We start from the raw sequence: 24,682 nt of genomic DNA, 5'->3' as shown, positions 1-24,682 counted from the left end.
CTGCACCGCCGCCTCTCGATGTGACCCGGACACGATGCAGCAGCTCCTCCAGTACCCCGACGTCTCCCGACGACGTCGACGCAGCGCGATGACGCACGCCGTCGTCCCCGCCGCCCTGCCCGCACGGTGGCGTGGGCGGTCCGCCGAGCATGGGATGATCGTCGGATGGCGGTGACGAGACGAGCGGTCCACATCGGCGCCGGCAAGATCGGGCGCGGGTTCGTGGGTCAGTTCCTCGTGGCGAGCGGCTACGACCTCACCTTCGTCGACGTCGACGAACGCGTGGTCTCAGCCCTCAACGAGGCCGGTCGCTTCGTCGTGCACGAGGTCGGCGAGCTGCCCGTGGAGCACCTGGTGCACGGGTTCCGGGCGCTCAACAGCAAGACCGACCGGGACCGCGTCGTCCACGCGATCGCGGAGGCCGACGTCGTGACCACCGCGGTCGGGGCGCGCACCCTGCCGCTCGTCGCGCCGCTCATCGCCGAGGGCCTCGCTGCCCGACCGCTCGACCGGGGCGAGGTGACGATCGTCGCGTGCGAGAACGCCTTCAACGCCACCGACTCCCTGCACGCGAGCATCCGGCGTGCCCCGATCCTCGAGGACCGCGACATCGCGGCGGTCTTCGCGAACTGCGCCATCGACCGGATCGTCCCGGACCAGTCCGGTGTCCTCGGTCAGTCCGGCGGCCTCGACGTCGTCCTCGAGCCGTTCTACGAGTGGGTCATCGAACGCACGCCGTTCGTCGGGACCGACACCGAGCCTCCCGTCATCGACGGCGTCACCTGGGTGGACGACCTGCAGCCGTTCGTGGAGCGCAAGCTCTACACGGTCAACACCGCGCACGGCGCGGCCGCCTACCACGGGTGGGTCCGTGGCATCCGCCTCATCCGGGAGGCCCTCCAGGACCCGGACGTGCGGGCGGAGGTCGACGGGGTCCTGGCGGAGACCACCGCGCTCCTCGTCGCGAAGCACGGCTTCGACCCGGCGGAGCACGCCCGCTACGTCGCCGCGAACCTCACCCGCATCGCGAACCCGCTCCTGCCGGACACGACGCTGCGCGTCGGTCGGAACCCGCTCCGCAAGCTCGGTCGCCGCGAGCGGTTCGTCGGTCCCGCCGCGCAGCTCGCCGAACGCGGTCTGCCCGTCGAGCACCTGATCGGCGCGGTCCGGGTCGCGCTCGAGTTCGACGACCAGGACGACCCCGAGTCGATCGAGCTGCACGCGCTGCTCCGCTCCGGTGCCACCGCGCACGCGCTCACCGAGATCCTCACCGGTCTCATGGAAGGGCACCCGCTGTTCCCGGCCGTCCGGGACGTCGTGGCCGAGGTCCTCGAGACACAGCCCGCCCAGGCATGACCGGTGACCCTCGTAGACTCGACGGCATGACGGAGGCACGGGAACCCGACGACGACGACGCGCTGTCGTGGGGTGACGCGGACGACGCGACGCACGTGGACGCCGCGCACAACCCGATCGCCGTCAAGGAGCGCGACGACTGCGACCCGGACGCCCCGGAGACGTCCGGTGCACTCGTCGGGTTCGGGGTCTTCGGCGGGCTGTACCTGCTCTACACCGTGGCGTGGCTGCTCACCGCGTCGACCACGTACGTCTCCGGCGTCGACGCCGTGCTGAGCGGGTACGTCGAGGTCCTGCGCTTCCTGTCGATCGTCGCCCCCGCACTCTGGTTCGCGGTCGTGCTCTGGGCCGCGCGCGGTCGCAGTACCCGCACGCGTCTGCTCTGGATGCTGCTCGGCGCGGTCCTGCTCTTCCCCTGGCCGTTCCTCATGACCCGGAGCTTCGGATGACCGCGATCGGTGGCCGGTCCGACCGGGCGGCACGCTCCCGGTCCGAACTCGTCGGCCGGATCGCGGTCTGGGTGGTCTTCGCGGTGCTGTTCGCCTACATGACCGTGCAGAGTGTCGGCAACCTCGTGACGGTGTCGCGCTCGGTGCACGAGTTCAACGTCTTCATCGAGACCTCCTCCGGCGGCGAGTCGCTCCGACGCGCCGTGCCGTGGGTCTGGCTCGTCCTCGACATCGCGATCGCGCCGGTGGCGTTCGCGGTCGCGTGGTGGGTGACCCGCCGGGCGACGCTGGCCATGACGGCGGTGGTGTTCCTGCTCGCGTTCGCGGCCGCCGGGGCACTCTGGCTCGACCTGCAGCTCTTCGTGCCGCGCCTGCTCGACTTCTGACCCGGAACCCCACCGGTCTCTCGGCGACGACGGCCGCGTCGTAACGACCCGGTCGCGTCGGTAGGGTGGTGGTACACCACCCGTCTCGTGTGAGGAACAGCAGTCGTGTCGAAGCCGGTCGTCCTGATCGCCGAAGAACTCTCGCCCGCCACCGTCGACGCCCTCGGGCCCGACTTCGAGATCAGGAACGTGGACGGTACCGACCGTCCCGCCCTGCTCTCCGCGCTGTCCGACGCGCACGCGATCCTCGTCCGCTCCGCGACGAAGGTCGACGCCGAGGTGATCGCCGCGGCGCCGCAACTGCAGGTCATCGCCCGTGCCGGCGTCGGGCTCGACAACGTCGACATCAAGGCGGCGACCACCGCCGGCGTCATGGTCGTCAACGCGCCGACGTCGAACATCATCTCGGCGGCGGAGCTGACCGTCGGTCACATCCTGGCGCTCGCGCGGCACATCCCGGCGGCGCACGCGTCGCTCGCGGCCGGTGCCTGGAAGCGGTCGTCCTACACGGGCGTCGAGCTGTACGAGAAGACCGTCGGCATCATCGGCCTCGGCCGCATCGGCGCGCTCATCACGCAGCGCCTGCAGGCCTTCGGCGTCTCGGTCATCGCCTACGACCCGTACGTCACGACGGCCCGCGCGCAGCAGCTCGGGGTCGAGCTCGTCTCGCTCGAGGACCTGCTCCGCCGCGCGGACTTCACCACCATCCACATGCCGAAGACGCCGGAGACGGTCGGCATGATCTCCGACGAGCAGTTCGCGCTCATGAAGCCGACCGCGTTCGTCGTCAACGTCGCCCGTGGTGGGCTCATCGACGAGGACGCGCTGTACCGCGCACTGACGTCGGACACCATCGCCGGTGCCGGGCTCGACGTCTTCGTCTCCGAGCCGCCGAAGGACTCGCCGCTCGTGTCGCTGCCGAACGTGGTCGTGACGCCGCACCTCGGTGCCTCCACCGACGAAGCGCAGGAGAAGGCGGGTGTGGCCGTCGCGAAGTCGGTGCGCCTGGCGCTCGGCGGCGAGCTCGTGCCCGACGCGGTCAACGTCGCCGGCGGCGTCATCGACCCGTACGTCCGCCCGGGCATCCCGCTGGTCGAGAAGCTCGGTCAGGTGTTCACCGCGATGGCGACCTCGCCCGTCACGAGCATCGACGTCGAGGTGCACGGCGAGCTCGCCGGCTACGACGTCAGCGTGCTGAAGCTGGCCGCGCTCAAGGGCGTGTTCACCGACGTCGTCAGCGACCAGGTGTCCTACGTGAACGCGCCGCTCATCGCTGAGCAGCGCGGTGTCACGGTCCGACTCATCACGGACGGCGACAGCCCCGAGTACCGCAACCTCCTCACGATCCGCGGTGCGCAGTCCGACGGCCCGGCGATCAGCGTCTCCGGCACCTTGACCGGCCCCAAGCAGGTCGAGAAGCTCGTCGAGATCAACGGCTACGACGTCGAGGTCGCGCTCGACAAGCACCACGTGGTCATGGCCTACACCGACCGACCCGGCATCGTCGCGGTGTACGGCAAGGAGTTCGGTGACGCGGGCATCAACATCGCCGCGATGCAGATCGCCCGCCAGTCGGCCGGCGGCGAAGCACTCAGCGTGCTCACCGTCGACTCGCCCGTACCGGACGAGGTGCTCGAACACGTCCGGTCGACGATCGACGCGGCGTCGCTCCGCGAGATCGACATCACGCTCTAGGAGACCCATGTCGCAGACGCTCAAGCTGGCGGTCATCCGCGGGGACGGCATCGGTCCCGAGGTGGTCGACGAGGCGCTCAAGGTCCTGCACGCCGTGGCCGGTGCGGAGCTCGACGTGCAGGAGACCGCCTTCTCGTTGGGCGCGACCCGCTTCCTCGAGACCGGCGACATCCTCACCGAGGACGACATGGCGGCGATCGCCGAGCACGACGCGATCCTCCTCGGAGCCGTCGGCGGTGACCCGCGGGACCCGCGGCTCGCCGGCGGGATCATCGAGCGAGGGCTGCTGCTGAAGCTGCGCTTCGCGTTCGACCACTACGTCAACCTCCGGCCGACGACGGTGCACGACGCCGTCGCGTCACCGCTCGCCGCACCCGGGGACGTGGACTTCGTCGTCGTCCGCGAAGGCACCGAGGGCCCGTACGTCGGCAACGGCGGCGCGATCCGCGTGGGGACGCCGCACGAGATCGCCACCGAGGTCTCGCTCAACACCGCGCACGGTGTGGAGCGTGTGGTGCGGTACGCGTTCGACCTGGCGTCGCGCCGCCCGCGGAAGCACCTGACCCTGGTGCACAAGAGCAACGTCCTCGTGTACGCCGGGTCCCTCTGGCAGCGCACCGTGTCCGCGGTGGGCCAGGAGTACCCGGACGTCGCGGTCGACTACCAGCACGTCGACGCCGTCATGATCCACATGGTGCGCGAGCCGTCGCGGTTCGACGTCATCGTGACCGACAACCTCTTCGGCGACATCATCACCGACCTCGCCGGGGCGATCAGCGGCGGCATCGGTCTGGCGGCATCGGGCAACATCAACCCGGACGGCACCTTCCCGAGCATGTTCGAACCGGTCCACGGATCAGCCCCGGACATCGCCGGTCAGCAGCTGGCCGACCCCACCGCAGCGGTCCTGTCCGTCGCCCTCCTGCTCGACCACATCGGTCGCGCGGACCTGGCGGCAGCGGTGACGCAGGCGGTCGAGGCCGACCTCGCCGACCGGGGCACCACACGGCGGTCGACGGCCGAGATCGGCGACGCCATCGTCGCGGCGGTCACCGCGCGCACCACCACGGCCTGACAGGAGCCATCCCCATGAGCAGCGACAGCATCCCCGACAGCACCCCCGACGACGGCGACACCGACTTCGCCCTCGACTTCGCGACCACCCCGTCCGCCGAACGCCGCGCAGCGGCGGAGCGTGAGGAGATCCTCGCCGATCCCGGCTTCGGCAAGCACTTCACCGACCACATGGCCACCGTCGAGTGGACCATCGACGACGGCTGGCACGACGCGTCGATCCACGCGTACGGCCCGCTCTCCCTCGACCCCAGCGCGAGCGTCCTGCACTACGCGCAGGAGATCTTCGAGGGCATGAAGGCCTACCGGCACGCCGACGGTTCGGTGTGGTCGTTCCGCCCGGACGCGAACGCGCGCCGGTTCGCCCGTTCGGCGCGACGGCTCGCGCTCCCGGAGCTGCCCGAGTCGGTCTTCGTCGAGTCGGTCCGGCAGCTGGTCCGCGCGGACGAGGCCTGGGTGCCGTCGGCACCGGAGACGAGCCTGTACCTGCGCCCGTTCATGATCGCGACCGAGGCCTTCCTGGGGGTCCGCGCCGCACACGCCGTGCAGTACCACTGCATCGCGAGCCCGGCGGGCGCCTACTTCACCTCGGGGCCGAAGCCGGTGTCCATCTGGCTCTCGACCCAGTACGCACGTGCCGCTCGCGGTGGGACCGGTGCGGCGAAGACCGGCGGCAACTACGCGGCCTCGCTGCTGCCCCAGCAGGAGGCGTACGAGCACGGGTGCCAGCAGGTGATGTTCCTGGACTCCGAGAAGGGCGAGTACCTCGAGGAGCTCGGCGGCATGAACGTGGTCCTCGTCCGTTCCGACGGCACGCTGGTCACCCCCGACTCCGACTCCATCCTCGAAGGCATCACGCGCGACTCGATCCTGCAGCTGGCGGTCGACCGTGGCCTGCGGGTGGAACGTCGACCCGTCGCCCTGAGCGAGTGGCGCGACGGTGTCGCTGACGGCACCATCACCGAGGCATTCGCGTGTGGCACCGCCGCGGTCGTCACCCCGATCGCGGAACTGCGCGGCGACGGCTTCACCATCGGCTCGCCGACGACCGGGGCCGGAGAACTGACGATGTCCCTGCGCGAGGAACTGACGGACATCCAGTACGGCCGCCGTCCCGACCCGCACGGCTGGATGGTCCAGCTCACGGAGCCGACCACCCCGAGCGCTGAGTAGGGTCGACCCGTGAAGATCGCACGGTTCAGCACCGAGGGGGAGGACCCCCGTTACGGCATCCTCGACGAGCGCGCACTGGTGGTGCTCGCCGGCGACCCGATGTACCAGGGCTTCGAGACGACGGGGGAGCGGGTGTCCCTGTCGGACGCGAAGCTGCTCGCCCCGGTCATCCCACGCTCGAAGGTCATCGGCGTCGGGCTCAACTACGCCGAGCACGTCTCGGAGATGGACGAGCGCACGGCCGACGACCCGGTGGTGTTCCTCAAGCCGAACACGTCGGTCATCGGTCCCGAGGACCCGATCCGCCTGCCCGCCGACATCGGCCGCGTCGACCACGAGGGCGAGCTCGCCATCGTGATCGGTTCGCTGGCCAAGAACGTCACGAAGGAGGACTTCGCGAGCGTCATCCTCGGGTACACGATCGCGAACGACGTGACCGCCCGTGACCTGCAGGCGCGCGACGGCCAGTGGGCCCGCGCCAAGGGCTTCGACACGTTCTGCCCGCTCGGCCCGGTCATCGAGACCGAGATCGACCCGTCGGACATCCGCATCGAGACGCGCGTGGACGGCGACCTCCGTCAGGCCGCGTCCACGAACGAGATGGTGCACGACATCCCGACGCTCATCGAGTTCATCTCGTCGATCTGGACCCTGCTCCCGGGCGACGTCATCCTGACCGGCACCCCGGCGGGCGTCGGCGCGATCCGCGACGGCGAGGTGGTGGAGGTCACGATCTCCGGCATCGGCTCGCTCCGCAACCCGGTCATCGCTCGTCACTGACCTCGCGGACGCCCGACCTGGAGGCCCGACACCGTCGCAGGTGTCGGGCCTCCGTCCGTCTCGTGCCGACCCCGGCACCTCCCGGTTCCGGACCGACACGCCCGGGATCGATCTCGGTTGGCAGCCTCCGGGAGCGTGTGTAGAGTAATCACTCGTTGCCGCTGAGGCGGAACGGAACGGCCGAGACGGTCACCGGGTCAAGCACCCGGTCAACGCAGTCCGGACGGGGTCCGCCTCCAGCAACCACCCACCGATCGAAAACGACGGCCTCGTGTCGTCCTCGCGGTGGGTTCGAGAACGACAGCCTCTCTGGCGAAGCATCCTGGTGGTGTGGAGTGGGGAGTGCGTCTGGTCCTTGAGAACTCAACAGCGTGCACATTGTCAATGCCAATTTTATTGACCCCGTGCCTGGTCGGTTTCGGCTGATCGGGTGTGGAGCAATTCCTTTTGGATTGAAGATTGTCAGTAGACAGTCAACAGTCAAGATCAACTCGCTGACACTTCGGTGTTGGTTGTAATTTTTTACGGAGAGTTTGATCCTGGCTCAGGACGAACGCTGGCGGCGTGCTTAACACATGCAAGTCGAACGATGATGCCCAGCTTGCTGGGCGGATTAGTGGCGAACGGGTGAGTAACACGTGAGTAACCTGCCCCTGACTCTGGGATAAGCGTTGGAAACGACGTCTAATACTGGATATGACTACTGGTCGCATGGCCTGGTGGTGGAAAGATTTTTTGGTTGGGGATGGACTCGCGGCCTATCAGCTTGTTGGTGAGGTAATGGCTCACCAAGGCGACGACGGGTAGCCGGCCTGAGAGGGTGACCGGCCACACTGGGACTGAGACACGGCCCAGACTCCTACGGGAGGCAGCAGTGGGGAATATTGCACAATGGGCGAAAGCCTGATGCAGCAACGCCGCGTGAGGGATGACGGCCTTCGGGTTGTAAACCTCTTTTAGTAGGGAAGAAGCGAAAGTGACGGTACCTGCAGAAAAAGCACCGGCTAACTACGTGCCAGCAGCCGCGGTAATACGTAGGGTGCAAGCGTTGTCCGGAATTATTGGGCGTAAAGAGCTCGTAGGCGGTTTGTCGCGTCTGCTGTGAAATCCCGAGGCTCAACCTCGGGCTTGCAGTGGGTACGGGCAGACTAGAGTGCGGTAGGGGAGATTGGAATTCCTGGTGTAGCGGTGGAATGCGCAGATATCAGGAGGAACACCGATGGCGAAGGCAGATCTCTGGGCCGTAACTGACGCTGAGGAGCGAAAGCATGGGGAGCGAACAGGATTAGATACCCTGGTAGTCCATGCCGTAAACGTTGGGCGCTAGATGTAGGGACCTTTCCACGGTTTCTGTGTCGTAGCTAACGCATTAAGCGCCCCGCCTGGGGAGTACGGCCGCAAGGCTAAAACTCAAAGGAATTGACGGGGGCCCGCACAAGCGGCGGAGCATGCGGATTAATTCGATGCAACGCGAAGAACCTTACCAAGGCTTGACATACACCGGAAACGGCCAGAGATGGTCGCCCCCTTGTGGTCGGTGTACAGGTGGTGCATGGTTGTCGTCAGCTCGTGTCGTGAGATGTTGGGTTAAGTCCCGCAACGAGCGCAACCCTCGTTCTATGTTGCCAGCGGGTTATGCCGGGGACTCATAGGAGACTGCCGGGGTCAACTCGGAGGAAGGTGGGGATGACGTCAAATCATCATGCCCCTTATGTCTTGGGCTTCACGCATGCTACAATGGCCGGTACAAAGGGCTGCGATACCGTAAGGTGGAGCGAATCCCAAAAAGCCGGTCTCAGTTCGGATTGAGGTCTGCAACTCGACCTCATGAAGTCGGAGTCGCTAGTAATCGCAGATCAGCAACGCTGCGGTGAATACGTTCCCGGGCCTTGTACACACCGCCCGTCAAGTCATGAAAGTCGGTAACACCCGAAGCCGGTGGCCTAACCCTTGTGGAAGGAGCCGTCGAAGGTGGGATCGGTGATTAGGACTAAGTCGTAACAAGGTAGCCGTACCGGAAGGTGCGGCTGGATCACCTCCTTTCTAAGGAGCATCTGGTCAGCGCTGCTCACCGTGTGGTGGGTTGGTTGCTGGTCCAGGCGCCCGGTTCGGACCGAACGTGTCCGACGGGTAGCTCATGGGTGGAACATTGACAGTGCAGTCGGGAGCGCGTCTTCCGGTCTCAGTACGTCCCGCTTGCGGGGTTGGAACGGGTCGGGTGGGAGCGGGTCGGCTGGTGCACGTTGTTGGGTCCTGAGGGACCAGGCTTCCTGGCCACGGTGGGTCACTTTCGGGTGGTTCGGTGGTTGGGGGTTGGGCCGGAAGGTCCTTCGGTGGGCCGCATGATGTCAGACCGGTTGGTCTGGGGGAGTGTGGTGCCGATCGTATGTTGAGAACTACACAGTGGACGCGAGCATCTTTAGATTCGCGTCATCCGAGACCGGTTGGTTGCCTTTGTGGTGATCGGCGTGGTGTTGGTGTGGCGTTGGATCGCAATTTTAATCTTTGTGGTCAAGTTTCTAAGAGCAAACGGTGGATGCCTTGGCATCTGGAGCCGAAGAAGGACGTAGAAATCTGCGATAAGCCTCGGGGAGCTGATAATCGAGCTTCGATCCGAGGATTTCCGAATGGGGAAACCCCGCCAGGCGACTTGTCGACCTGGTGACTCCCGCCTGAATATATAGGGCGGGTAGAGGGAACGTGGGGAAGTGAAACATCTCAGTACCCACAGGAAGAGAAAACAACATGTGATTCCGTGAGTAGTGGCGAGCGAAAACGGATGAGGCTAAACCGATCATGTGTGATAGCCGGCGGGCGTTGCATGGTCGGGGTTGTGGGACACGTCGCTCAGTTCTGCCGGACTGGGGCGGTTACAGCGCATCATAGTCGAACCGGTTTGAAAGCCGGGCCGTAGTGGGTGCCAGCCCCGTAGACGAAATGGTGTTATGGCCGGATGTGTATCCCAAGTAGCACGGGGCCCGAGAAATCCCGTGTGAATCTGTCAGGACCACCTGATAAGCCTAAATACTCCCAGATGACCGATAGCGGACAAGTACCGTGAGGGAAAGGTGAAAAGTACCCCGGGAGGGGAGTGAAATAGTACCTGAAACCGTTTGCTTACAAACCGTCGGAGCCTCCTTGTAGGGGTGACGGCGTGCCTTTTGAAGAATGAGCCTGCGAGTTAGCGATATGTGGCGAGGTTAACCCGTGTGGGGTAGCCGTAGCGAAAGCGAGTCTGAATAGGGCGATTTCAGTCGCATGTCCTAGACCCGAAGCGAAGTGATCTATCCATGGCCAGGTTGAAGCGACGGTAAGACGTCGTGGAGGACCGAACCCACTTCAGTTGAAAATGGAGGGGATGAGCTGTGGATAGGGGTGAAAGGCCAATCAAACTTCGTGATAGCTGGTTCTCTCCGAAATGCATTTAGGTGCAGCGTTGCGTGTTTCTCGCCGGAGGTAGAGCTACTGGATGGCCGATGGGCCTCAACAGGTTACTGACGTCAGCCAAACTCCGAATGCCGGTGAGTGAGAGCGCAGCAGTGAGACGGTGGGGGATAAGCTTCATCGTCGAGAGGGAAACAACCCAGACTACCAACTAAGGCCCCTAAGCGTGTGCTAAGTGGGAAAGGATGTGGAGTTGCACAGACAACCAGGAGGTTGGCTTAGAAGCAGCCACCCTTGAAAGAGTGCGTAATAGCTCACTGGTCAAGTGATTCCGCGCCGACAATGTAACGGGGCTCAAGCACACCGCCGAAGTTGTAGATTTCGCACACTAGACAAGCCTTCGTGGTTCAGTCGTGCGGAGTGGTAGGAGAGCGTCGTGTGGCGAGTGAAGCGGCGGAGTGATCCAGCCGTGGACGCCACACGAGTGAGAATGCAGGCATGAGTAGCGAAAGACGGGTGAGAAACCCGTCCTCCGAAAGACCAAGGGTTCCAGGGCCAGGTTAATCCGCCCTGGGTAAGTCGGGACCTAAGGCGAGGCCGACAGGCGTAGTCGATGGACAACGGGTTGATATTCCCGTACCGGCGAACAACCGCCCAAGCTAATCCAGTGGTGCTAAGAGTCCTAACCCGGACGTACCGGATCCCTTCGGGGTGATGGTCGCCGGTCTAACGCTCGACCCCATGCTGGTGCGGTTAGCGTATGAACAGGTGTGACGCAGGAAGGTAGCTGAGCCAGGCGATGGTATCCGTAAGGTGAACCTGGTGTAAGGATGTAGGGCTGACGATAGGCAAATCCGTCGTCTGTATGCCTGAGACCCGACGCGTACCCGTAAGGGGAAATCAGTGATCCTATGCTGCCGAGAAAAGCATCGACGCGAGGTTGCAGCCGCCCGTACCCGAAACCGACTCAGGTGGTCAGGTAGAGAATACCAAGGAGATCGAGATAATCGTGGTTAAGGAACTCGGCAAAATGCCCCCGTAACTTCGGGAGAAGGGGGGCCGGACACGTGACCGGATTCACTCCGTGAGCGTTGAAGGCCGCAGAGACCAGTGGGAAGCGACTGTTTACTAAAAACACAGGTCCGTGCGAAGTCGCAAGACGATGTATACGGACTGACGCCTGCCCGGTGCTGGAAGGTTAAGAGGAAGGGTCAGCCTCACGGCGAAGCTCTGAATTTAAGCCCCAGTAAACGGCGGTGGTAACTATAACCATCCTAAGGTAGCGAAATTCCTTGTCGGGTAAGTTCCGACCTGCACGAATGGCGTAACGACTTCCCAGCTGTCTCAACCGCGAACTCGGCGAAATTGCACTACGAGTAAAGATGCTCGTTACGCGCAGCAGGACGGAAAGACCCCGTGACCTTTACTACAGTTTGGTATTGGTGTTCGGAGTGGCTTGTGTAGGATAGGTGGGAGACTGTGAAGCGGGCACGCTAGTGTTCGTGGAGTCATTGTTGAAATACCACTCTGGTCACTTTGGATGTCTAACGTAGGACCCTGATCGGGTTCATGGACAGTGCCTGATGGGTAGTTTAACTGGGGCGGTTGCCTCCCAAAGAGTAACGGAGGCGCCCAAAGGTTCCCTCAACCTGGTTGGCAATCAGGTGGCGAGTGTAAGTGCACAAGGGAGCTTGACTGTGAGACTGACAGGTCGAGCAGGGACGAAAGTCGGGACTAGTGATCCGGCAGTGGCTTGTGGAAGCGCTGTCGCTCAACGGATAAAAGGTACCTCGGGGATAACAGGCTGATCTTGCCCAAGAGTCCATATCGACGGCATGGTTTGGCACCTCGATGTCGGCTCGTCGCATCCTGGGGCTGGAGTAGGTCCCAAGGGTTGGGCTGTTCGCCCATTAAAGCGGTACGCGAGCTGGGTTTAGAACGTCGTGAGACAGTTCGGTCCCTATCCGCTGCGCGCGTTGGAAATTTGAGAAGATCTATCCCTAGTACGAGAGGACCGGGATGGACGAACCTCTGGTGTGTCAGTTGTTCTGCCAAGGGCACCGCTGATTAGCTACGTTCGGACCGGATAACCGCTGAAAGCATCTAAGCGGGAAGCCGTCTTCGAGATGAGATTTCCATGCACCTTGAGTGTGAGAGGCTCCCAGCAGACTACTGGGTTGATAGGCCGGATGTGGAAGCGGGGACTAACGACCCGTGGAGCTGACCGGTACTAATAAGCCGAAGACTTGACACACACTTTTTTCCCACACTTCGGTGTGGGGCTCGCGTCCACTTTGTGGTTCCCGACAGACGATCGGGAACAACTGAAACTGAACACCGCGCATGCGCGGAACTGTTTCGAACCTTCCCTAGTAGAAGTGTCGAACGTGTTCCGGTGGTCATAGCGAGAGGGAAACGCCCGGTCACATTCCGAACCCGGAAGCTAAGCCTCTCAGCGCCGATGGTACTGCAAGGGGGACCTTGTGGGAGAGTAGGACGCCGCCGGACTCCTTTTCACGAAAAGAGCCCCTGGACGGGTGAGCAGCAATGCTCACCCGCCCAGGGGCTCTTTTCGCGTCCCTGGCAGGCGGGCCGTGTCACGGTAGGATCGGCAGGTCATGACTGCGCCATTCTCTTCTGCCACCGAGACCGACGTCCGCGTCCGGTTCTGCCCGTCACCCACCGGAACGCCGCACGTCGGTCTCGTCCGCACGGCCCTGTTCAACTGGGCCTACGCGCGGCACACGGGCGGGAAACTGGTGTTCCGCATCGAGGACACCGACGCGGCCCGTGACAGCGAGGAGTCCTACGCGCAGATCATCGAGGCGCTGCGCTGGTTGCGGCTCGACTGGGACGAAGGCGTCGAGGTCGGTGGCCCGCACGGTCCGTACCGCCAGTCGGAGCGGACCGAGGTCTACGCGGGCGCGATCGCGCAGCTCCAGGCCGCCGGTCACGTGTACGAGTCCTTCGTCACGCCGGAGGAGATGGAAGCCCGGAACATCGCGAACGGTCGTGACCCGAAGCAGGGCTACGACAACCACGAGCGCGACCTCACCGAGGACGAGCGTCAGGCCTTCCGCGACCAGGGGCGGGTGCCGGCACTGCGCCTGCGGGTGCCCGACCGTGACCTCGGGTTCCAGGACCTCGTCCGCGGCGAGATCACCTTCCCGCAGGGCTCCTTCCCCGACTTCGTCGTGGTCCGGCCCAACGGCAAGCCCCTGTACACGTTCACGAACCCACTCGACGACGCTCTGATGGGGATCACCCACGTGCTCCGAGGCGAGGACCTGTTGTCCTCCACGCCGCGGCAGATCGCCCTCTACGAGGCCCTGTACGAGATCGGTCTCGCGCAGTTCATCCCGCAGTTCGGCCACCTGCCGTACGTCATGGGGGAGGGCAACAAGAAGCTCTCGAAGCGCGACCCGGAGTCGAACCTCTTCCACCACCGCTCGAACGGCATGGTGCCCGAGGGGCTCGTCAACTACCTCGCGCTGCTCGGCTGGTCGATCGGCCCCGACCGTGACGTGTTCTCGGTCGACGAGATGGTCGCGGCCTTCGAGGTCACCGACGTCAACCCCAACCCGGCGCGGTTCGACCACAAGAAGGCCGAGTCGATCAACGGAGACCACATCCGCCTCCTCGACCCTGAGGACTTCCGTGGCCGGCTGAAGCCGTACCTGACCGCGTACCTCGACGAGCCGGTGACGGCCGAGCAGGATCGCGTCCTCGCCCTCGCGGCCCCGCTCGTGCAGGAGCGCATGCAGCTCCTCAGCGAGGCGCCGTCGATGCTCGGTTTCCTGTTCACCTCCGACCAGGAGCTGGTCGTGGAGGACGACGCCCTCGCCTCGCTCAAGGGCGACCCGCTCCCGGTCCTGCACGCCGGCATCGCCGCCCTCGAGTCGCTCGACGACTGGCAGACGGCGGCGATCGAGCAGGCCCTCCGCGTCGCGCTCATCGACGGTCTCGAGTTGAAGCCGCGGGTCGCGTTCGGTCCGCTCCGGGTCGCGGTGTCCGGCCGTCGGATCAGCCCGCCGCTCTTCGAGTCGATGGAGATCCTCGGCAGGGAGTCCACGCTCGCGCGACTGCGCTCCCTCGCGGCGCGCTGACCTCGGTGTACGACGTCGTCGTCGTCGGCGCGGGTCCTGCCGGGCTCAGCGCCGCGTTGAACCTCGTGCGGGCCAGACGGACGGTCCTGCTCCTCGACGCCAACCGGCCGCGGAACGCAGCCACCCTCCGGTCGCACGGGTTCATCACCCGGGACGGGATCTCGCCGCTCGAACTGCGCCGGCTCGGCCGTGACGAGGTCGCCGGGTACCCCGAGGCGACGGTGACCCAGGCCGTCGTCGACCGGGTGGAGCACGACGGGGAAGCGTGGCGGGTGCACGGCACCTGGCGTGGAGCCGAGGTGGACGCGACCGCGCGTGCGGTCGTGCTCGCCACGGGCCTCCGCGAGGTGTTCCCGGCCCTGCCGTCGCTCCGCGCGTTCTACGGCACGGACGTGCACAGCTGCGTCGAGTGCGATGCCTACGACAAGGCCGGCCAGCCGCTGGCCTTCATCTGCGAGGCCGACGACGTCGTGGACCGCGCGCTGCTCGTCGGCGCATGGACGGACGACCTGGTCGTCTACACCAACGGGGTGGCAACGGTGTCGGATGCCGGACGAGCGCGGCTCGACGGTGCCGGGATCCGACTCGACGACCGTCCCCTCGCCGACCTCGAGGGGGACCGCACCGGGATGACCGGCGTGCGTCTCGCCGACGGACACGTCGAACCGCGGTCCGGTGCCTTCGTGCGACCGGTGTGGCACGCCGACCTGGACTGGGTCGACGCGGAGCTCGACCGCGACGAGCTCGGTCTGGTGCGGGTCGACCGGCTCGGTCGGACGGGCGCGCCCGGGTTGTACGCCGTGGGGGACATCACCCCGCCCGGACCCGAACAGCTCATCGTCGCGGCCGGACACGGTGCGTCCACAGCGGCGGCGGTGCACCGTGACCTCGTGGGTGGTCTCGAAGACCTCCGGGATGCTGTACAGTAGTTGATCGTGCCCCGGACAACGGGGCGCAGGACCGCAAGGTCCATTGGGGTATGGTGTAATTGGCAACACAGCGGTTTCTGGTACCGTCGTTCTTGGTTCGAGTCCAGGTACCCCAGCCAGCAACGTGATCGAAGGCCCTCGGGAATCCGAGGGCCTTCGTCGTTCCCGTGGCGATCCTCGCGTCAGTCCGGCAGGCAGCACCGGTGGCGGGGGATAGCGTTGGGTGGAACACGCTCGCCACGCCCGAGTGCCGCGCTGGAGCCCGGACCGGACGGCACGAGGGCAGCACGGGCAACCCGAGCAGCACCACCACAGGGGACGTCATGATCATCTTCGGCAGCCGCACCAGGACCGACCTCGTCGGCGTCCTCTTCTTCGCCTGCGCACTCTGCGGATCGACCGCCGCGCAGCGCCTGCACCGCCTGCGCACCTGGTTCACGCTCTTCTTCGTGCCGGTGTTCCCGTTCGGACACGGCCGGTACGTGCTGCAGTGCTCGTACTGCGGGGGTCAGTCGGGGATGCCCCGTGGCGGCGCCGAACGCTTCATCGCCGATGCCGAGCGCGCCCAGGCCGCGCACCTCGCACAGGAGACGCTGCCGCCCGACGCCCGGTAGGGCGGCGTACGCTCGTCGCCATGCTGGTCACGAAGCTCGAGCACGCCTGCCTCGTCGTCGAGGAGGACGGCGCCCGTCTGGTCATCGACCCCGGCGCGTTCACCCGTCCCGTCGAGGCGACGGGCGCGGTCGCCGTCGTCGTCACGCACGAGCACCCGGACCACGGCACCGCCGAGCAGGTGGCCGGACTGCTCGAGCGCAACCCGGGCATCCCCGTCTTCGGTCCTGCCGGGGTCGCCGCGGCGCTCGCCCAGGTCGTCGACGTCGACGTCGTGACCGACGGGGAGGCCCGGAGCGTCGGGCCGTTCCGGCTCACCTTCCACGGCACACGGCACCAGCTCATCCACTCCTCGGTCCCGGTGGTCGACAACACCGGGGTGTTCGTCAACGGGGTGCTCTTCCACCCGGGTGACGCCTACATCGACCCGGGCGTTCCGGTCGAGGTCTTCGCGACGCCGGTGGGTGCCCCGTGGCTCCGCGTCGGCGACCTCATGGACCACCTGGCGTCCGTCGCACCCCGACGGGCGTTCCCGATCCACGAAGCGACGCTCTCCGACATCGGCTTCGCGGGCCACACCGACCGCATCCGACAGGTCGTCGAACCCGCGGGCGAGGTCGTCGTGCTCGCGCCGGGGGAGTCGCTCACGGCCTGACGTCCCTCGTCGGACGTCGGTCATCACCCGGCGCCGTCCACGCCCGCCGTCGGTCGCCGGGCCGGGCCCGGTCAGCCGACGAGCCGGGTGAGTCCGAGCGCGTCCCAGGGAGCGTGCCGTTCAGCGTCGTTGTCGAAGTAGACCCACACGTCCCGGCCCGCGCCCACGTGCCCCCGGACGGTGTCCGCCCACGCCGAGAGTGCTTCGGGCGTGTAGCCGTCGTGGTAGGTGTGCGGCGCTCCGTGCAGCCGGAGGTACGCAAGTGGTGCACGGGTGTCGTGGACGAAGCGGGGGAAGTCGCCGGCGTGCGAGTCGACGAGCGCGACACCGTGCCGCCGCAGGACCGCGAGGTGCTCGGGCGTGACGGCGTCCGGCGAGCGGACCTCCAGGGCGTGGTCGACGGGCAGGCCTGGGTCTGCTGCCACGGTGGCGGGTTCGACGACCTTCGCGTCGTGCTCGGCTGCCAGTGCCGCTGCCGCGCCGTGGGTGCGGGGGAGGACCGTCAGGAAGGCGTCGAGGACCTCCGCGGTGGGCACCACGTGTTCCGGGAGCTGCCAGAGCACCGGGCCGAGGGTCGGGCCGAGCTCGAGCGGGCCGGAGGCGAAGAAGTTCGCCAGGGCGGTGTCCACGTTCCGGAGGCGGAGCATGTGCGTGACGTACCGGCCGCCCTTGAGCGCGAAGCGGAAGTCCGCCGGGACCGCCGCTCGCCACGCGCGGTACCGGGACGGGCGCTGCAGCGAGTAGAAGGAACCGTTGACCTCCACGGTCGGGAACCGTTCCCCGACGTGCTCGAGCCACCGACGCTTCGCCAGGCGCGCGGGGTAGAAGTCTCCGCGCCACGAGTCGTACTGCCAGCCGGACAGGCCGATGCGCACCGTCATCGACCCACCGTATGCCCGGGTGGGGTCGACGACACACCGGGAGTGCCGGGCTCGTTTTGGTGCTCGCTCGCACCCTGTGCCATACTTGTCGAGTTGTCGGAACGGCCCCATCGTACAGTGGCCTAGTACGCCGCCCTCTCACGGCGGTAACGCGGGTTCGAATCCCGCTGGGGTCACCACGCGTGACACACTCCGTACCGACACATCGCCGCGGCCCCATCGTATAGCGGCCTAGTACGCTGCCCTCTCACGGCGGTAACGCGGGTTCGAATCCCGCTGGGGTCACCAGCACGAAGGCCCCCACCCGGTCGGGTGGGGGCCTTCGTCGTTCCCGATCCGCTCCTCCGGGCGGACGGGGCACGCATCCCGACTCGGTGAGCCGGAGCGGGTGGATGCGCCCTCAGGCCGAGGCCGGCTGGCGGTGGTCGTCAGAGCGAGACCGACACCGATTCGAGGTCGACCGAAGCGGTGCGCAGATCGCCGCCCGGCGCCGCGCGCAGCGGTACGATCGCGACCGCTCCACCCTGATCGGAGGCCCATGCCGCACGCAGAACCCGCCGCACCCGGACGACCCGTGCACCTCCGTCCCGCCGCCGTCGCCCTGGTCGCCCTCGGGGGAGCGGTCGGCACCGCGGCCCGAGCCCTCCTGGCCGAGGCCCTACCCGCGGTCGACGGCATCAGCTGGACCATCCTCGGGATCAACGTCGTCGGTGCCTTCTGCCTCGGGGTGCTGCTCGAGGACCTCGCCCGGCGCGGACCGGACGTGGGCCGGCGCCGCACCGTCCGGCTCGTCGTGGGCACCGGCGTGCTCGGCGGATTCACGACGTACAGCACCCTCGCCGACGACACGGCACGGCTCCTCGACGCCGGTCGGTGGGGTGCCGGGAGCGGCACCGCGCTGCTGACCGTGCTGCTCGGCCTCGTCGCGGCCGTCGCGGGCATCGCCCTGGCCGCGGCACTCCGTCGACGTCGGCCGGCAGCGCCGATGACGGATCCGGGGACCGGGGCAGGGGCAGTCGACGGGCCAGGGGAGGCGCGGTGACCGTCCTGGAACTCCTGCTCGTCGCGATCGGCGGCGGCGCCGGGGCCGCGCTGCGCTTCGTGCTCGACGGTGTCGTCAGGACCCGGGTGACCGGGTTCCCGCTCGGCACGCTCGTCATCAACGTCAGTGGGTCCCTCGTCCTGGGGCTCGTCACGGGCCTCGGGGAGAGCGGCACGTTCGCTGCCCCGGTGGTCGCTGTGGTGGGGACGGGCATGATGGGCGGGTACACGACGTTCTCGACGGCGAGCGTCGAGACCGTGCAGCTCCTCCGGACCGGTAAGACCCGGCTCGCCGTCCTGAACGGCCTCGGCACGCTCGTCGTCTCGGTCGGCGCCGCAGCGCTCGGCCTCTGGCTCGGAAGGAACTCATGACCTCGGAACGCCCCGGCGAACTCGTCCTCGTCCGTCACGGAGAGACGGAGTGGTCGAAGAGCGGGCAGCACACCGGCCGCACCGACATCCCCCTCACGGAGAACGGGGAGGCGCAGGCTGAGCGGGCCGCCCGGTACCTCGCCGACCGCGAGTTCGCGCTGGCGCTGTCCAGCCCGCTCACGCGGGCCCGCGAGACGGCGCGCATCATCGGCGTCGACCCGGAGCTCGACGAGGACCTGTACGAGTGGGACTACGGCGCCTACGAGGGCCTCACCACCCCGCAGATCAAGGTGCAGCGGCACGGTCCGTGGGACCTCTGGACCGACGGCGTCCCCGCGGGGCAGACCCCGGGTGAGAGCGCGGCCGAGGTGCGGGTCCGTGTCGAGCGGGTCATCAACCGCGCACGACCCGTCCTGGCCGAGGGACACGACGCGATCGTCGTCGCCCACGGACACGTGCTCCGTGCGCTCGGAGCGGCGTGGATCCGCCTCGCCCCGCAGGACGGCGCGGTGCTGAAGCTCGGCACGGCGACCGTGAGCACCCTCGGGTACGAGCACGGGCGTCCGGTCATCGACTCCTGGAACATCGAGCCGCGCTGAGCGCGAGGCGACGCGGTCAGTCGCCCGGGCCGAGGACCATCGCCATGCCGATGCTCGGAGCGACGTCCTCGAAGCCGAGCGAGCGGTAGAGCCGCTGCCCGGGCGGGTCGCCGACGAGCGACACGTACGCGCCCTCCGGTGCCCGCTCGCGGACGTCGGCCACGAGCCACTCCACGACCGCTCGACCGAGTCCCCGTCGCTGGTGTGCAGGGTCCGTGGCGATGTCGACGACGAGGAAGTACCAGCCGCCGTCGCCGATGACCCGTCCCATCGCGACGGGCGTGCCCGTCGCGTCGACGACGTGACACGCCGACCACGCGCCGGTGATCGCGGGAGCGCCCTGCTCCGCGGTCACCGGCGTCAGACCGGAGTCCCGCCGCAGGCGGAGGTAGTGCTCGAGCGGCGGAGCGGTGGGCAGCAGGGTGTACGGCTCCGCCGCGGTCGTCTCGTCCATGCACCCAGCCTGCCCGACACGTCCGACAGGTGGCGGGCCTCCCGGCCGTGCTCGGCGCACGGCCTGCCGGGAGGCCCGGCGCGCCCGCGGCGGGCCGGGGGCCGGTCCTCAGACGGTCCGGATGCTGCTGGTCGCGCCGAGCGGGTGGCCGCGACGCCGTTCGACCGCCCGCCCGACCGCGAGGAGCGCGACGCTGACGACGGCGCCGAGGAGCGTCTGACCGATGCGGTCGAGGGCGAGGAGTCCCGGCGCCTCGGGGACACTCAGCCACGACACGGCGAGGGCGAGCGGGGTGAGGAACAACAGGCACACGGCGTAGTTGCGCGCGACGAAGACCTCGGCCCCGAACTGCCCGACGACCGCGATCACGACGATCCACCAGGCCGAGGGCTCGAGCAGCAGGACGCCCACCGCGATCACGGTGCCGCCCACGGTGCCGACGACACGTTGCACGGCACGTGAGACCGTGTGCCGCTGCCGGAGCGCGGGCAGTGTCGAGACCACGGCGATCACCGCCCAGTACGGGTGCCCGAGGCCCGGCAGGACCTCGGCGACACCTCCGGCCACGAGGGCGCCCACGACGTTGAGCCCGACCGTCTCCCAGAGCGCCGGCGTGCGCAGGACCGCGAGGGACCGGTGCTTCCGGTCGGCGAGGGGGCGGAAGCGGTGCGGCGCGTGCGGGTGCAGGACGCGTCGGAAGCCGGCCCCGGACATCGCGACCGACCACGCCCACAGCACCGAGCCGATGATGATCGTCGCCACGAGGGGCAGGTCGGACGCCCGGACGGGCACGAGTGCCGAGACGACGAACGCGAACACCGGGAAGATCGGCTGCGCGGGGATCGCCCGGAGCGCGGTGAGGGTCACGACCGCGAGGACGACGACGGCCACCAGTCCGACCGCCTGCAGCCACAGCGGCGACCCGAGCAGCGCGACCCCGATCCCCGCCGCCATGCACACGACCTGCATCAGCCCCGCGACGCCCGTCGTGACGGCACGCTGCCGGTAGGGCTCGGTCGCGCCGAAGATCGCGGTGAAGCCGGCGAACACGGCGAAGGCCGCGTACTCCGGCAGGCCGAGCCCGATGAGCAGTGCCAGGGGCACCCCTCCGGCGACCGCGGCGCGGGCCGCGCCCTCGAGGTTGGTGGTCCGGGTCGAGTGCGGGGGCGTCGTCATGTCCCCGCCATCTTCTCACCGCGACGGGTTCTGCCGACGCGGGACGGGCCTCCGGGGCACCGGCCGCGATTGGTATACCAACCTGCTACAGTGCTCGTACGACGTCGTGACAGCGGCGTCGGAACGCGGATGAGGAGGCACGGGCATGGGCAGGACGCTCGCCGAGAAGGTGTGGGACGACCACGTCGTCGTCAAGGGCGAGGACGGCAACCCGGACCTCCTCTACATCGACCTCCACCTCGTGCACGAGGTCACGAGCCCGCAGGCCTTCGACGGGCTGCGACAGGCCGGCCGCCCCGTCCGTCGTCTCGACCTGACCATCGCGACCGAGGACCACAACACCCCGACGCTCGCCATCGACCGGCCGATCGCGGACCCGACCAGCCGCACCCAGATCGAGACGCTCCGCCGCAACTGCGAGGAGTTCGGCGTCCGCCTGCACTCGCTGGGCGACAAGGAGCAGGGGATCGTGCACGTGGTCGGTCCGCAGCTCGGGCTCACCATGCCCGGCATCACGGTCGTCTGCGGTGACTCGCACACCTCCACCCACGGGGCGTTCGGCGCCATGGCGTTCGGCATCGGCACCAGCGAGGTCGAGCACGTCCTGGCGACGCAGACCCTGCCGCTCAAGCCGTTCAGGACGATGGCCGTCACGGTCGAGGGCACGCTGCGCCCGGGCGTCACGGCGAAGGACATCATCCTGGCGGTGATCGCGCAGATCGGCACGGGCGGCGGCCAGGGCTACGTGCTCGAGTACCGCGGCTCCGCGATCCGGGCGCTCTCCATGGAGGGCCGCATGACGATCTGCAACATGTCGATCGAGGCCGGCGCCCGTGCGGGCATGGTCGCCCCCGACCAGACCACCTACGACTACGTGCAGGGCCGCGACCACGCCCCGACCGGTGCCGACTGGGACGAGGCCGTGGCCTACTGGGACACCCTCGCCACCGACGACGACGCCGTGTTCGACGCCGAGGTCTTCATCGACGCCGACGCCCTCGAGCCCTTCGTCACCTGGGGCACGAACCCCGGCCAGGGCGTCTCGCTGTCCGACTCGGTCCCGTCGCCGTCGGACTTCACGGACCCGAACGACCAGGCCGCCGCGTCCCGAGCGCTGGAGTACATGGACATCGAGGCGGGCACCCCGATGAAGGACATCGCCGTCGACGCGGTGTTCATGGGGTCGTGCACGAACTCGCGCATCGAGGACCTCCGTGCCTTCGCCTCGGTGATCCAGGGGCGGCAGAAGGCCGAGGGCGTGCGCGTCATGGTCGTGCCCGGTTCCGCTCGTGTCCGGCTCGAGGCCGAGGCCGAGGGGCTGGACAAGGTGTTCACCGACTTCGGCGCCGAGTGGCGTTTCGCTGGCTGCTCGATGTGCCTCGGCATGAACCCCGACCAGCTCGCGCCGGGGGAGCGATGTGCCTCCACCTCGAACCGCAACTTCGAGGGCCGACAGGGCAAGGGCGGCCGGACCCATCTGGTCTCGCCGCTTGTGGCCGCGGCGACCGCTGTCCGCGGAACGCTGTCGAGCCCGTGGGACCTGGAAGAGGACGACGCCCGCCTGGCCGTGCCGGCGACGGCTGGAGGGAACAACTGATGGAGAAGATCGGCACCGTCACCGGGATCGCCGCGCCGCTGAAGCGGTCGAACGTCGACACCGACCAGATCATCCCCGCGGTCTACCTCAAGCGGGTCACGAAGACCGGCTTCGAGGACGCGCTGTTCTCCGGCTGGCGCCAGGACCCCGACTTCGTGCTCAACCAGCCCGCGTACCAGGGCGCGAAGGTCCTGGTCGCCGGACCGGACTTCGGCACCGGCTCCTCGCGCGAGCACGCGGTGTGGGCGCTGCGCGACTTCGGGTTCCGCGTCGTGGTGTCACCCCGTTTCGCGGACATCTTCAAGGGGAACGCCGGCAAGCAGGGACTCGTCACCGCGATGGTCTCCGAGCCCGAGATCGAGCGGATGTGGGCGGCGATCGAGGCTCAGCCGGGCATCGAGGCGACCGTCGACCTGGCGACACAGCGCGTGTCGATCGGCGACATGGACGTGGCTTTCGAGATCGACGCTTACACTCGTTGGCGGTTGATGGAAGGGCTCGACGACATCGGGCTCACCCTCCGTGACGAGACCTCGATCACGGAGTTCGAATCCCGCCGCTCCCGTTGGCGGCCGAAGACATTGCCGGTGAAGTAGTGAACTCTCTCGTACAGGACGCAGCAGCTGCAGGGGCGCGCGTCGGGTTGAAGTCGGACGAGATCGTCATCCGCGGGGGCAAGCCCCTCGTGGGACGCATCGAGGTCCGCGGTGCGAAGAACCTGGCGACCAAGGCCATGGTCGCTGCGCTCCTCGGTGACACCCCGTCGATCCTCAAGGACGTCCCGGACATCTCCGACGTCAAGGTCGTACGCGGCCTCCTCGAGGTGCACGGCGTCCGCGTGACGGACCCCGCCCGCGGCGAGCTCATCCTCGACCCCTCCCGCGTGGAGTCGGCGCACTTCGCCGAGATCGACGCGCACGCCGGCTCGAGCCGCATCCCGATCCTGTTCTGCGGCCCGCTGCTGCACAAGCTCGGTGAGGCGTTCATCCCCGACCTCGGCGGCTGCCGCATCGGTGACCGCCCGATCGACTTCCACCTCGACGCACTGCGCGCCATGGGGGCCGTCGTCGACAAGCAGGTCTCGGGCATCCACATCACCGCCCCGAACGGCCTCAAGGGCGCGAACATCGAGCTGCCCTACCCGAGCGTCGGCGCGACCGAGCAGGTCCTGCTCTCGTCCGTCCTCGCCGAGGGCACCACCGAGCTGCGGAACGCCGCGATCGAGCCCGAGATCATGGACCTCATCGCGATCCTGCAGAAGATGGGCGCGATCGTTACGGTCGAGCCGAGCCGCACGATCTTCATCGAGGGCGTCAAGTCGCTCCGCGGATACACGCACCGCGCGATCAACGACCGCAACGAGGCCGCGAGCTGGGCCTCGGCCGCGCTGGCCACCAACGGCGACATCTTCGTCGAGGGCGCCAAGCAGCAGGAACTCATGACGTTCCTCAACGTCTTCCGCAAGGTCGGCGGCGGGTTCGACATCCAGGAGGACGGCATCCGGTTCTACCGCGAGCTCGACGTCCTCAAGCCCGTCGTCATCGAGACCGACGTGCACCCCGGGTTCATGACCGACTGGCAGCAGCCCCTCGTCGTCGCGCTCACGCAGGCCGAGGGTCAGAGCGTCGTGCACGAGACCGTCTACGAGAACCGCTTCGGTTTCACCGACGCGCTCAACGAGATGGGCGCCGACATCGTCGTGCACAAGGAGGGCCTGCCCGGTCACGACCGTCGGGTCGCCCGTCGTCCCTTCGAGCAGGCCGCGGTCATCACCGGCCCGACCAAGCTGCACGGTGCCAACGTCCGCGTCCCCGACCTCCGCGGCGGCTTCAGCCACCTCATCGCGGCGCTGACCGCCGAAGGCGAGTCGCACATCACGAACGTCGGCATCATCAGCCGCGGCTACGAGCACTTCATCCCGAAGCTCCGCAAGCTCGGCGCGGACTTCGACTTCGCCGGCTGA

The 24,682-nt window shown here is 67.5% G+C and carries 21 protein-coding genes, 3 tRNA genes and 3 rRNA genes; 24 read left to right on the top strand and 3 right to left on the bottom strand.

Going from position 1 to position 24,682, the window contains the following annotated elements:
- Positions 1-34: 34 nt before the first annotated feature.
- The 16 genes from DEJ18_RS09385 to DEJ18_RS09310 all read left to right on the top strand — a co-directional run bounded on the left by DEJ18_RS09385 (position 35) and on the right by DEJ18_RS09310 (position 16,599).
- A complete protein-coding gene (locus DEJ18_RS09385; RefSeq protein ID WP_181434241.1) occupies positions 35-175 on the top strand; it encodes a hypothetical protein in 141 nt (46 codons plus the stop codon).
- Positions 166-1,356: a mannitol-1-phosphate 5-dehydrogenase gene (locus tag DEJ18_RS09380; RefSeq protein WP_111080452.1), complete on the top strand. Its 1,191-nt coding sequence runs from the start codon at positions 166-168 to the stop codon at positions 1,354-1,356. The genes DEJ18_RS09385 and DEJ18_RS09380 overlap by 10 nt, the downstream gene beginning before the upstream one ends.
- A gap of 26 nt (positions 1,357-1,382) precedes the next feature.
- Positions 1,383-1,805 (top strand): hypothetical protein, encoded by a 423-nt coding sequence (locus DEJ18_RS09375; protein ID WP_111211039.1) that lies wholly within the window; start codon positions 1,383-1,385, stop codon positions 1,803-1,805.
- Positions 1,802-2,191 (top strand): hypothetical protein, encoded by a 390-nt coding sequence (locus DEJ18_RS09370; RefSeq protein ID WP_111211040.1) that lies wholly within the window; start codon positions 1,802-1,804, stop codon positions 2,189-2,191. The genes DEJ18_RS09375 and DEJ18_RS09370 overlap by 4 nt, the downstream gene beginning before the upstream one ends.
- Positions 2,192-2,296: 105 nt before the next feature.
- Complete coding sequence (gene serA / locus DEJ18_RS09365) at positions 2,297-3,886, top strand: phosphoglycerate dehydrogenase (protein WP_111211041.1); 1,590 nt, start codon at positions 2,297-2,299, stop codon at positions 3,884-3,886.
- Between the two features lie 7 nt (positions 3,887-3,893).
- Positions 3,894-4,961, top strand: a complete 1,068-nt coding sequence (locus DEJ18_RS09360; protein WP_111211042.1) for a 3-isopropylmalate dehydrogenase — start codon at positions 3,894-3,896, stop codon at positions 4,959-4,961.
- Between the two features lie 14 nt (positions 4,962-4,975).
- Positions 4,976-6,133, top strand: a complete 1,158-nt coding sequence (locus tag DEJ18_RS09355) for a branched-chain amino acid aminotransferase (RefSeq protein WP_111080447.1) — start codon at positions 4,976-4,978, stop codon at positions 6,131-6,133.
- A 9-nt stretch (positions 6,134-6,142) separates the two neighbouring features.
- A complete protein-coding gene (locus DEJ18_RS09350; RefSeq protein ID WP_111080446.1) occupies positions 6,143-6,913 on the top strand; it encodes a fumarylacetoacetate hydrolase family protein in 771 nt (256 codons plus the stop codon).
- A 521-nt stretch (positions 6,914-7,434) separates the two neighbouring features.
- Positions 7,435-8,956 (top strand): 16S ribosomal RNA (locus DEJ18_RS09345).
- A gap of 466 nt (positions 8,957-9,422) precedes the next feature.
- Positions 9,423-12,551, top strand: a 23S ribosomal RNA gene (locus DEJ18_RS09340).
- A 137-nt stretch (positions 12,552-12,688) separates the two neighbouring features.
- Positions 12,689-12,805 (top strand): 5S ribosomal RNA (rrf, locus tag DEJ18_RS09335).
- The 16S, 23S and 5S rRNA genes sit together here, the layout of an rRNA operon.
- Before the next feature lie 110 nt (positions 12,806-12,915).
- The gene (gltX, locus tag DEJ18_RS09330; RefSeq protein WP_111210841.1) at positions 12,916-14,403 is read left to right on the top strand and encodes a glutamate--tRNA ligase; all 1,488 of its coding nucleotides are present in this window, start codon (positions 12,916-12,918) and stop codon (positions 14,401-14,403) included.
- Between the two features lie 5 nt (positions 14,404-14,408).
- A complete protein-coding gene (locus DEJ18_RS09325) occupies positions 14,409-15,332 on the top strand; it encodes an NAD(P)/FAD-dependent oxidoreductase (protein ID WP_375334674.1) in 924 nt (307 codons plus the stop codon).
- Between the two features lie 44 nt (positions 15,333-15,376).
- Positions 15,377-15,451: transfer RNA gene (locus DEJ18_RS09320), tRNA-Gln, on the top strand.
- A gap of 204 nt (positions 15,452-15,655) precedes the next feature.
- Positions 15,656-15,946 (top strand): zinc ribbon domain-containing protein, encoded by a 291-nt coding sequence (locus DEJ18_RS09315; protein ID WP_111210840.1) that lies wholly within the window; start codon positions 15,656-15,658, stop codon positions 15,944-15,946.
- Between the two features lie 20 nt (positions 15,947-15,966).
- Positions 15,967-16,599 (top strand): MBL fold metallo-hydrolase, encoded by a 633-nt coding sequence (locus DEJ18_RS09310; RefSeq protein WP_111210839.1) that lies wholly within the window; start codon positions 15,967-15,969, stop codon positions 16,597-16,599.
- Positions 16,600-16,670: 71 nt separating this feature from the next.
- On the opposite strand, the gene DEJ18_RS09305 is transcribed toward DEJ18_RS09310, so the two are convergent.
- Positions 16,671-17,480 carry a DUF72 domain-containing protein gene (locus DEJ18_RS09305; protein ID WP_111210838.1) on the bottom strand — a complete coding sequence of 270 codons (810 nt, stop codon included), beginning with the start codon at positions 17,478-17,480 and terminating at the stop codon, positions 16,671-16,673.
- 103 nt (positions 17,481-17,583) lie between these two features.
- On the opposite strand from DEJ18_RS09305, the gene DEJ18_RS09300 reads away from it, so the two are divergent.
- The 5 genes from DEJ18_RS09300 to DEJ18_RS09280 all read left to right on the top strand — a co-directional run bounded on the left by DEJ18_RS09300 (position 17,584) and on the right by DEJ18_RS09280 (position 19,492).
- Positions 17,584-17,659: transfer RNA gene (locus DEJ18_RS09300), tRNA-Glu, on the top strand.
- 33 nt (positions 17,660-17,692) lie between these two features.
- A tRNA-Glu gene (locus DEJ18_RS09295) sits at positions 17,693-17,768 on the top strand.
- 250 nt (positions 17,769-18,018) lie between these two features.
- Complete coding sequence (locus tag DEJ18_RS09290) at positions 18,019-18,522, top strand: fluoride efflux transporter FluC (protein WP_111082446.1); 504 nt, start codon at positions 18,019-18,021, stop codon at positions 18,520-18,522.
- The gene (crcB, locus tag DEJ18_RS09285; protein WP_111210837.1) at positions 18,519-18,893 is read left to right on the top strand and encodes a fluoride efflux transporter CrcB; all 375 of its coding nucleotides are present in this window, start codon (positions 18,519-18,521) and stop codon (positions 18,891-18,893) included. The genes DEJ18_RS09290 and crcB overlap by 4 nt, the downstream gene beginning before the upstream one ends.
- On the top strand, positions 18,890-19,492 hold the full coding sequence (locus DEJ18_RS09280) for a histidine phosphatase family protein (protein WP_111082448.1): 603 nt from the start codon (positions 18,890-18,892) through the stop codon (positions 19,490-19,492). The genes crcB and DEJ18_RS09280 overlap by 4 nt, the downstream gene beginning before the upstream one ends.
- Before the next feature lie 16 nt (positions 19,493-19,508).
- Here DEJ18_RS09280 and DEJ18_RS09275 read toward each other — a convergent pair whose 3' ends face one another.
- Entirely contained in the window at positions 19,509-19,946 is a 438-nt protein-coding gene (locus DEJ18_RS09275; RefSeq protein WP_111210836.1) for a GNAT family N-acetyltransferase, read from the bottom strand.
- A gap of 108 nt (positions 19,947-20,054) precedes the next feature.
- Positions 20,055-21,122 (bottom strand): FUSC family protein, encoded by a 1,068-nt coding sequence (locus tag DEJ18_RS09270; protein ID WP_111082450.1) that lies wholly within the window; start codon positions 21,120-21,122, stop codon positions 20,055-20,057.
- A 145-nt stretch (positions 21,123-21,267) separates the two neighbouring features.
- Here DEJ18_RS09270 and leuC point away from each other — a divergent pair, with 145 nt between their 5' ends.
- From leuC to murA, 3 genes are read left to right on the top strand one after another with little or no spacing between them, the layout of a single operon-like run.
- The gene (gene leuC / locus DEJ18_RS09265; protein WP_111210835.1) at positions 21,268-22,719 is read left to right on the top strand and encodes a 3-isopropylmalate dehydratase large subunit; all 1,452 of its coding nucleotides are present in this window, start codon (positions 21,268-21,270) and stop codon (positions 22,717-22,719) included.
- Positions 22,719-23,315: a 3-isopropylmalate dehydratase small subunit gene (leuD, locus tag DEJ18_RS09260; protein ID WP_110826128.1), complete on the top strand. Its 597-nt coding sequence runs from the start codon at positions 22,719-22,721 to the stop codon at positions 23,313-23,315. Before leuC ends, leuD begins: the two co-directional genes overlap by 1 nt.
- Positions 23,315-24,682, top strand: a complete 1,368-nt coding sequence (gene murA, locus DEJ18_RS09255) for a UDP-N-acetylglucosamine 1-carboxyvinyltransferase (RefSeq protein WP_110826129.1) — start codon at positions 23,315-23,317, stop codon at positions 24,680-24,682. The genes leuD and murA overlap by 1 nt, the downstream gene beginning before the upstream one ends.

The organism is Curtobacterium sp. MCSS17_015, from assembly GCF_003234265.2.
GTDB lineage: Bacteria > Actinomycetota > Actinomycetes > Actinomycetales > Microbacteriaceae > Curtobacterium.
The sequence above is the reverse complement of the archived record's forward strand: the minus strand, read 5'-3'. Positions and strand labels throughout refer to the sequence as shown.

Bases quoted from the DNA above. Each gene is read 5' to 3' on its own strand.
- DEJ18_RS09385 (WP_181434241.1), top strand. From the start codon at position 35: ATGCAGCAGCTCCTCCAGTACCCCGACGTCTCCCGACGACGTCGACGC.
- DEJ18_RS09380 (WP_111080452.1), top strand. From the start codon at position 166: ATGGCGGTGACGAGACGAGCGGTCCACATCGGCGCCGGCAAGATCGGG.
- DEJ18_RS09375 (WP_111211039.1), top strand. From the start codon at position 1,383: ATGACGGAGGCACGGGAACCCGACGACGACGACGCGCTGTCGTGGGGT.
- DEJ18_RS09370 (WP_111211040.1), top strand. From the start codon at position 1,802: ATGACCGCGATCGGTGGCCGGTCCGACCGGGCGGCACGCTCCCGGTCC.
- DEJ18_RS09360 (WP_111211042.1), top strand. From the start codon at position 3,894: ATGTCGCAGACGCTCAAGCTGGCGGTCATCCGCGGGGACGGCATCGGT.
- DEJ18_RS09355 (WP_111080447.1), top strand. From the start codon at position 4,976: ATGAGCAGCGACAGCATCCCCGACAGCACCCCCGACGACGGCGACACC.
- gltX (WP_111210841.1), top strand. From the start codon at position 12,916: ATGACTGCGCCATTCTCTTCTGCCACCGAGACCGACGTCCGCGTCCGG.
- DEJ18_RS09315 (WP_111210840.1), top strand. From the start codon at position 15,656: ATGATCATCTTCGGCAGCCGCACCAGGACCGACCTCGTCGGCGTCCTC.
- DEJ18_RS09310 (WP_111210839.1), top strand. From the start codon at position 15,967: ATGCTGGTCACGAAGCTCGAGCACGCCTGCCTCGTCGTCGAGGAGGAC.
- DEJ18_RS09305 (WP_111210838.1), bottom strand. From the start codon at position 17,480: ATGACGGTGCGCATCGGCCTGTCCGGCTGGCAGTACGACTCGTGGCGC.
- DEJ18_RS09290 (WP_111082446.1), top strand. From the start codon at position 18,019: ATGCCGCACGCAGAACCCGCCGCACCCGGACGACCCGTGCACCTCCGT.
- DEJ18_RS09280 (WP_111082448.1), top strand. From the start codon at position 18,890: ATGACCTCGGAACGCCCCGGCGAACTCGTCCTCGTCCGTCACGGAGAG.
- DEJ18_RS09275 (WP_111210836.1), bottom strand. From the start codon at position 19,946: ATGGACGAGACGACCGCGGCGGAGCCGTACACCCTGCTGCCCACCGCT.
- DEJ18_RS09270 (WP_111082450.1), bottom strand. From the start codon at position 21,122: ATGACGACGCCCCCGCACTCGACCCGGACCACCAACCTCGAGGGCGCG.
- leuC (WP_111210835.1), top strand. From the start codon at position 21,268: ATGGGCAGGACGCTCGCCGAGAAGGTGTGGGACGACCACGTCGTCGTC.
- leuD (WP_110826128.1), top strand. From the start codon at position 22,719: ATGGAGAAGATCGGCACCGTCACCGGGATCGCCGCGCCGCTGAAGCGG.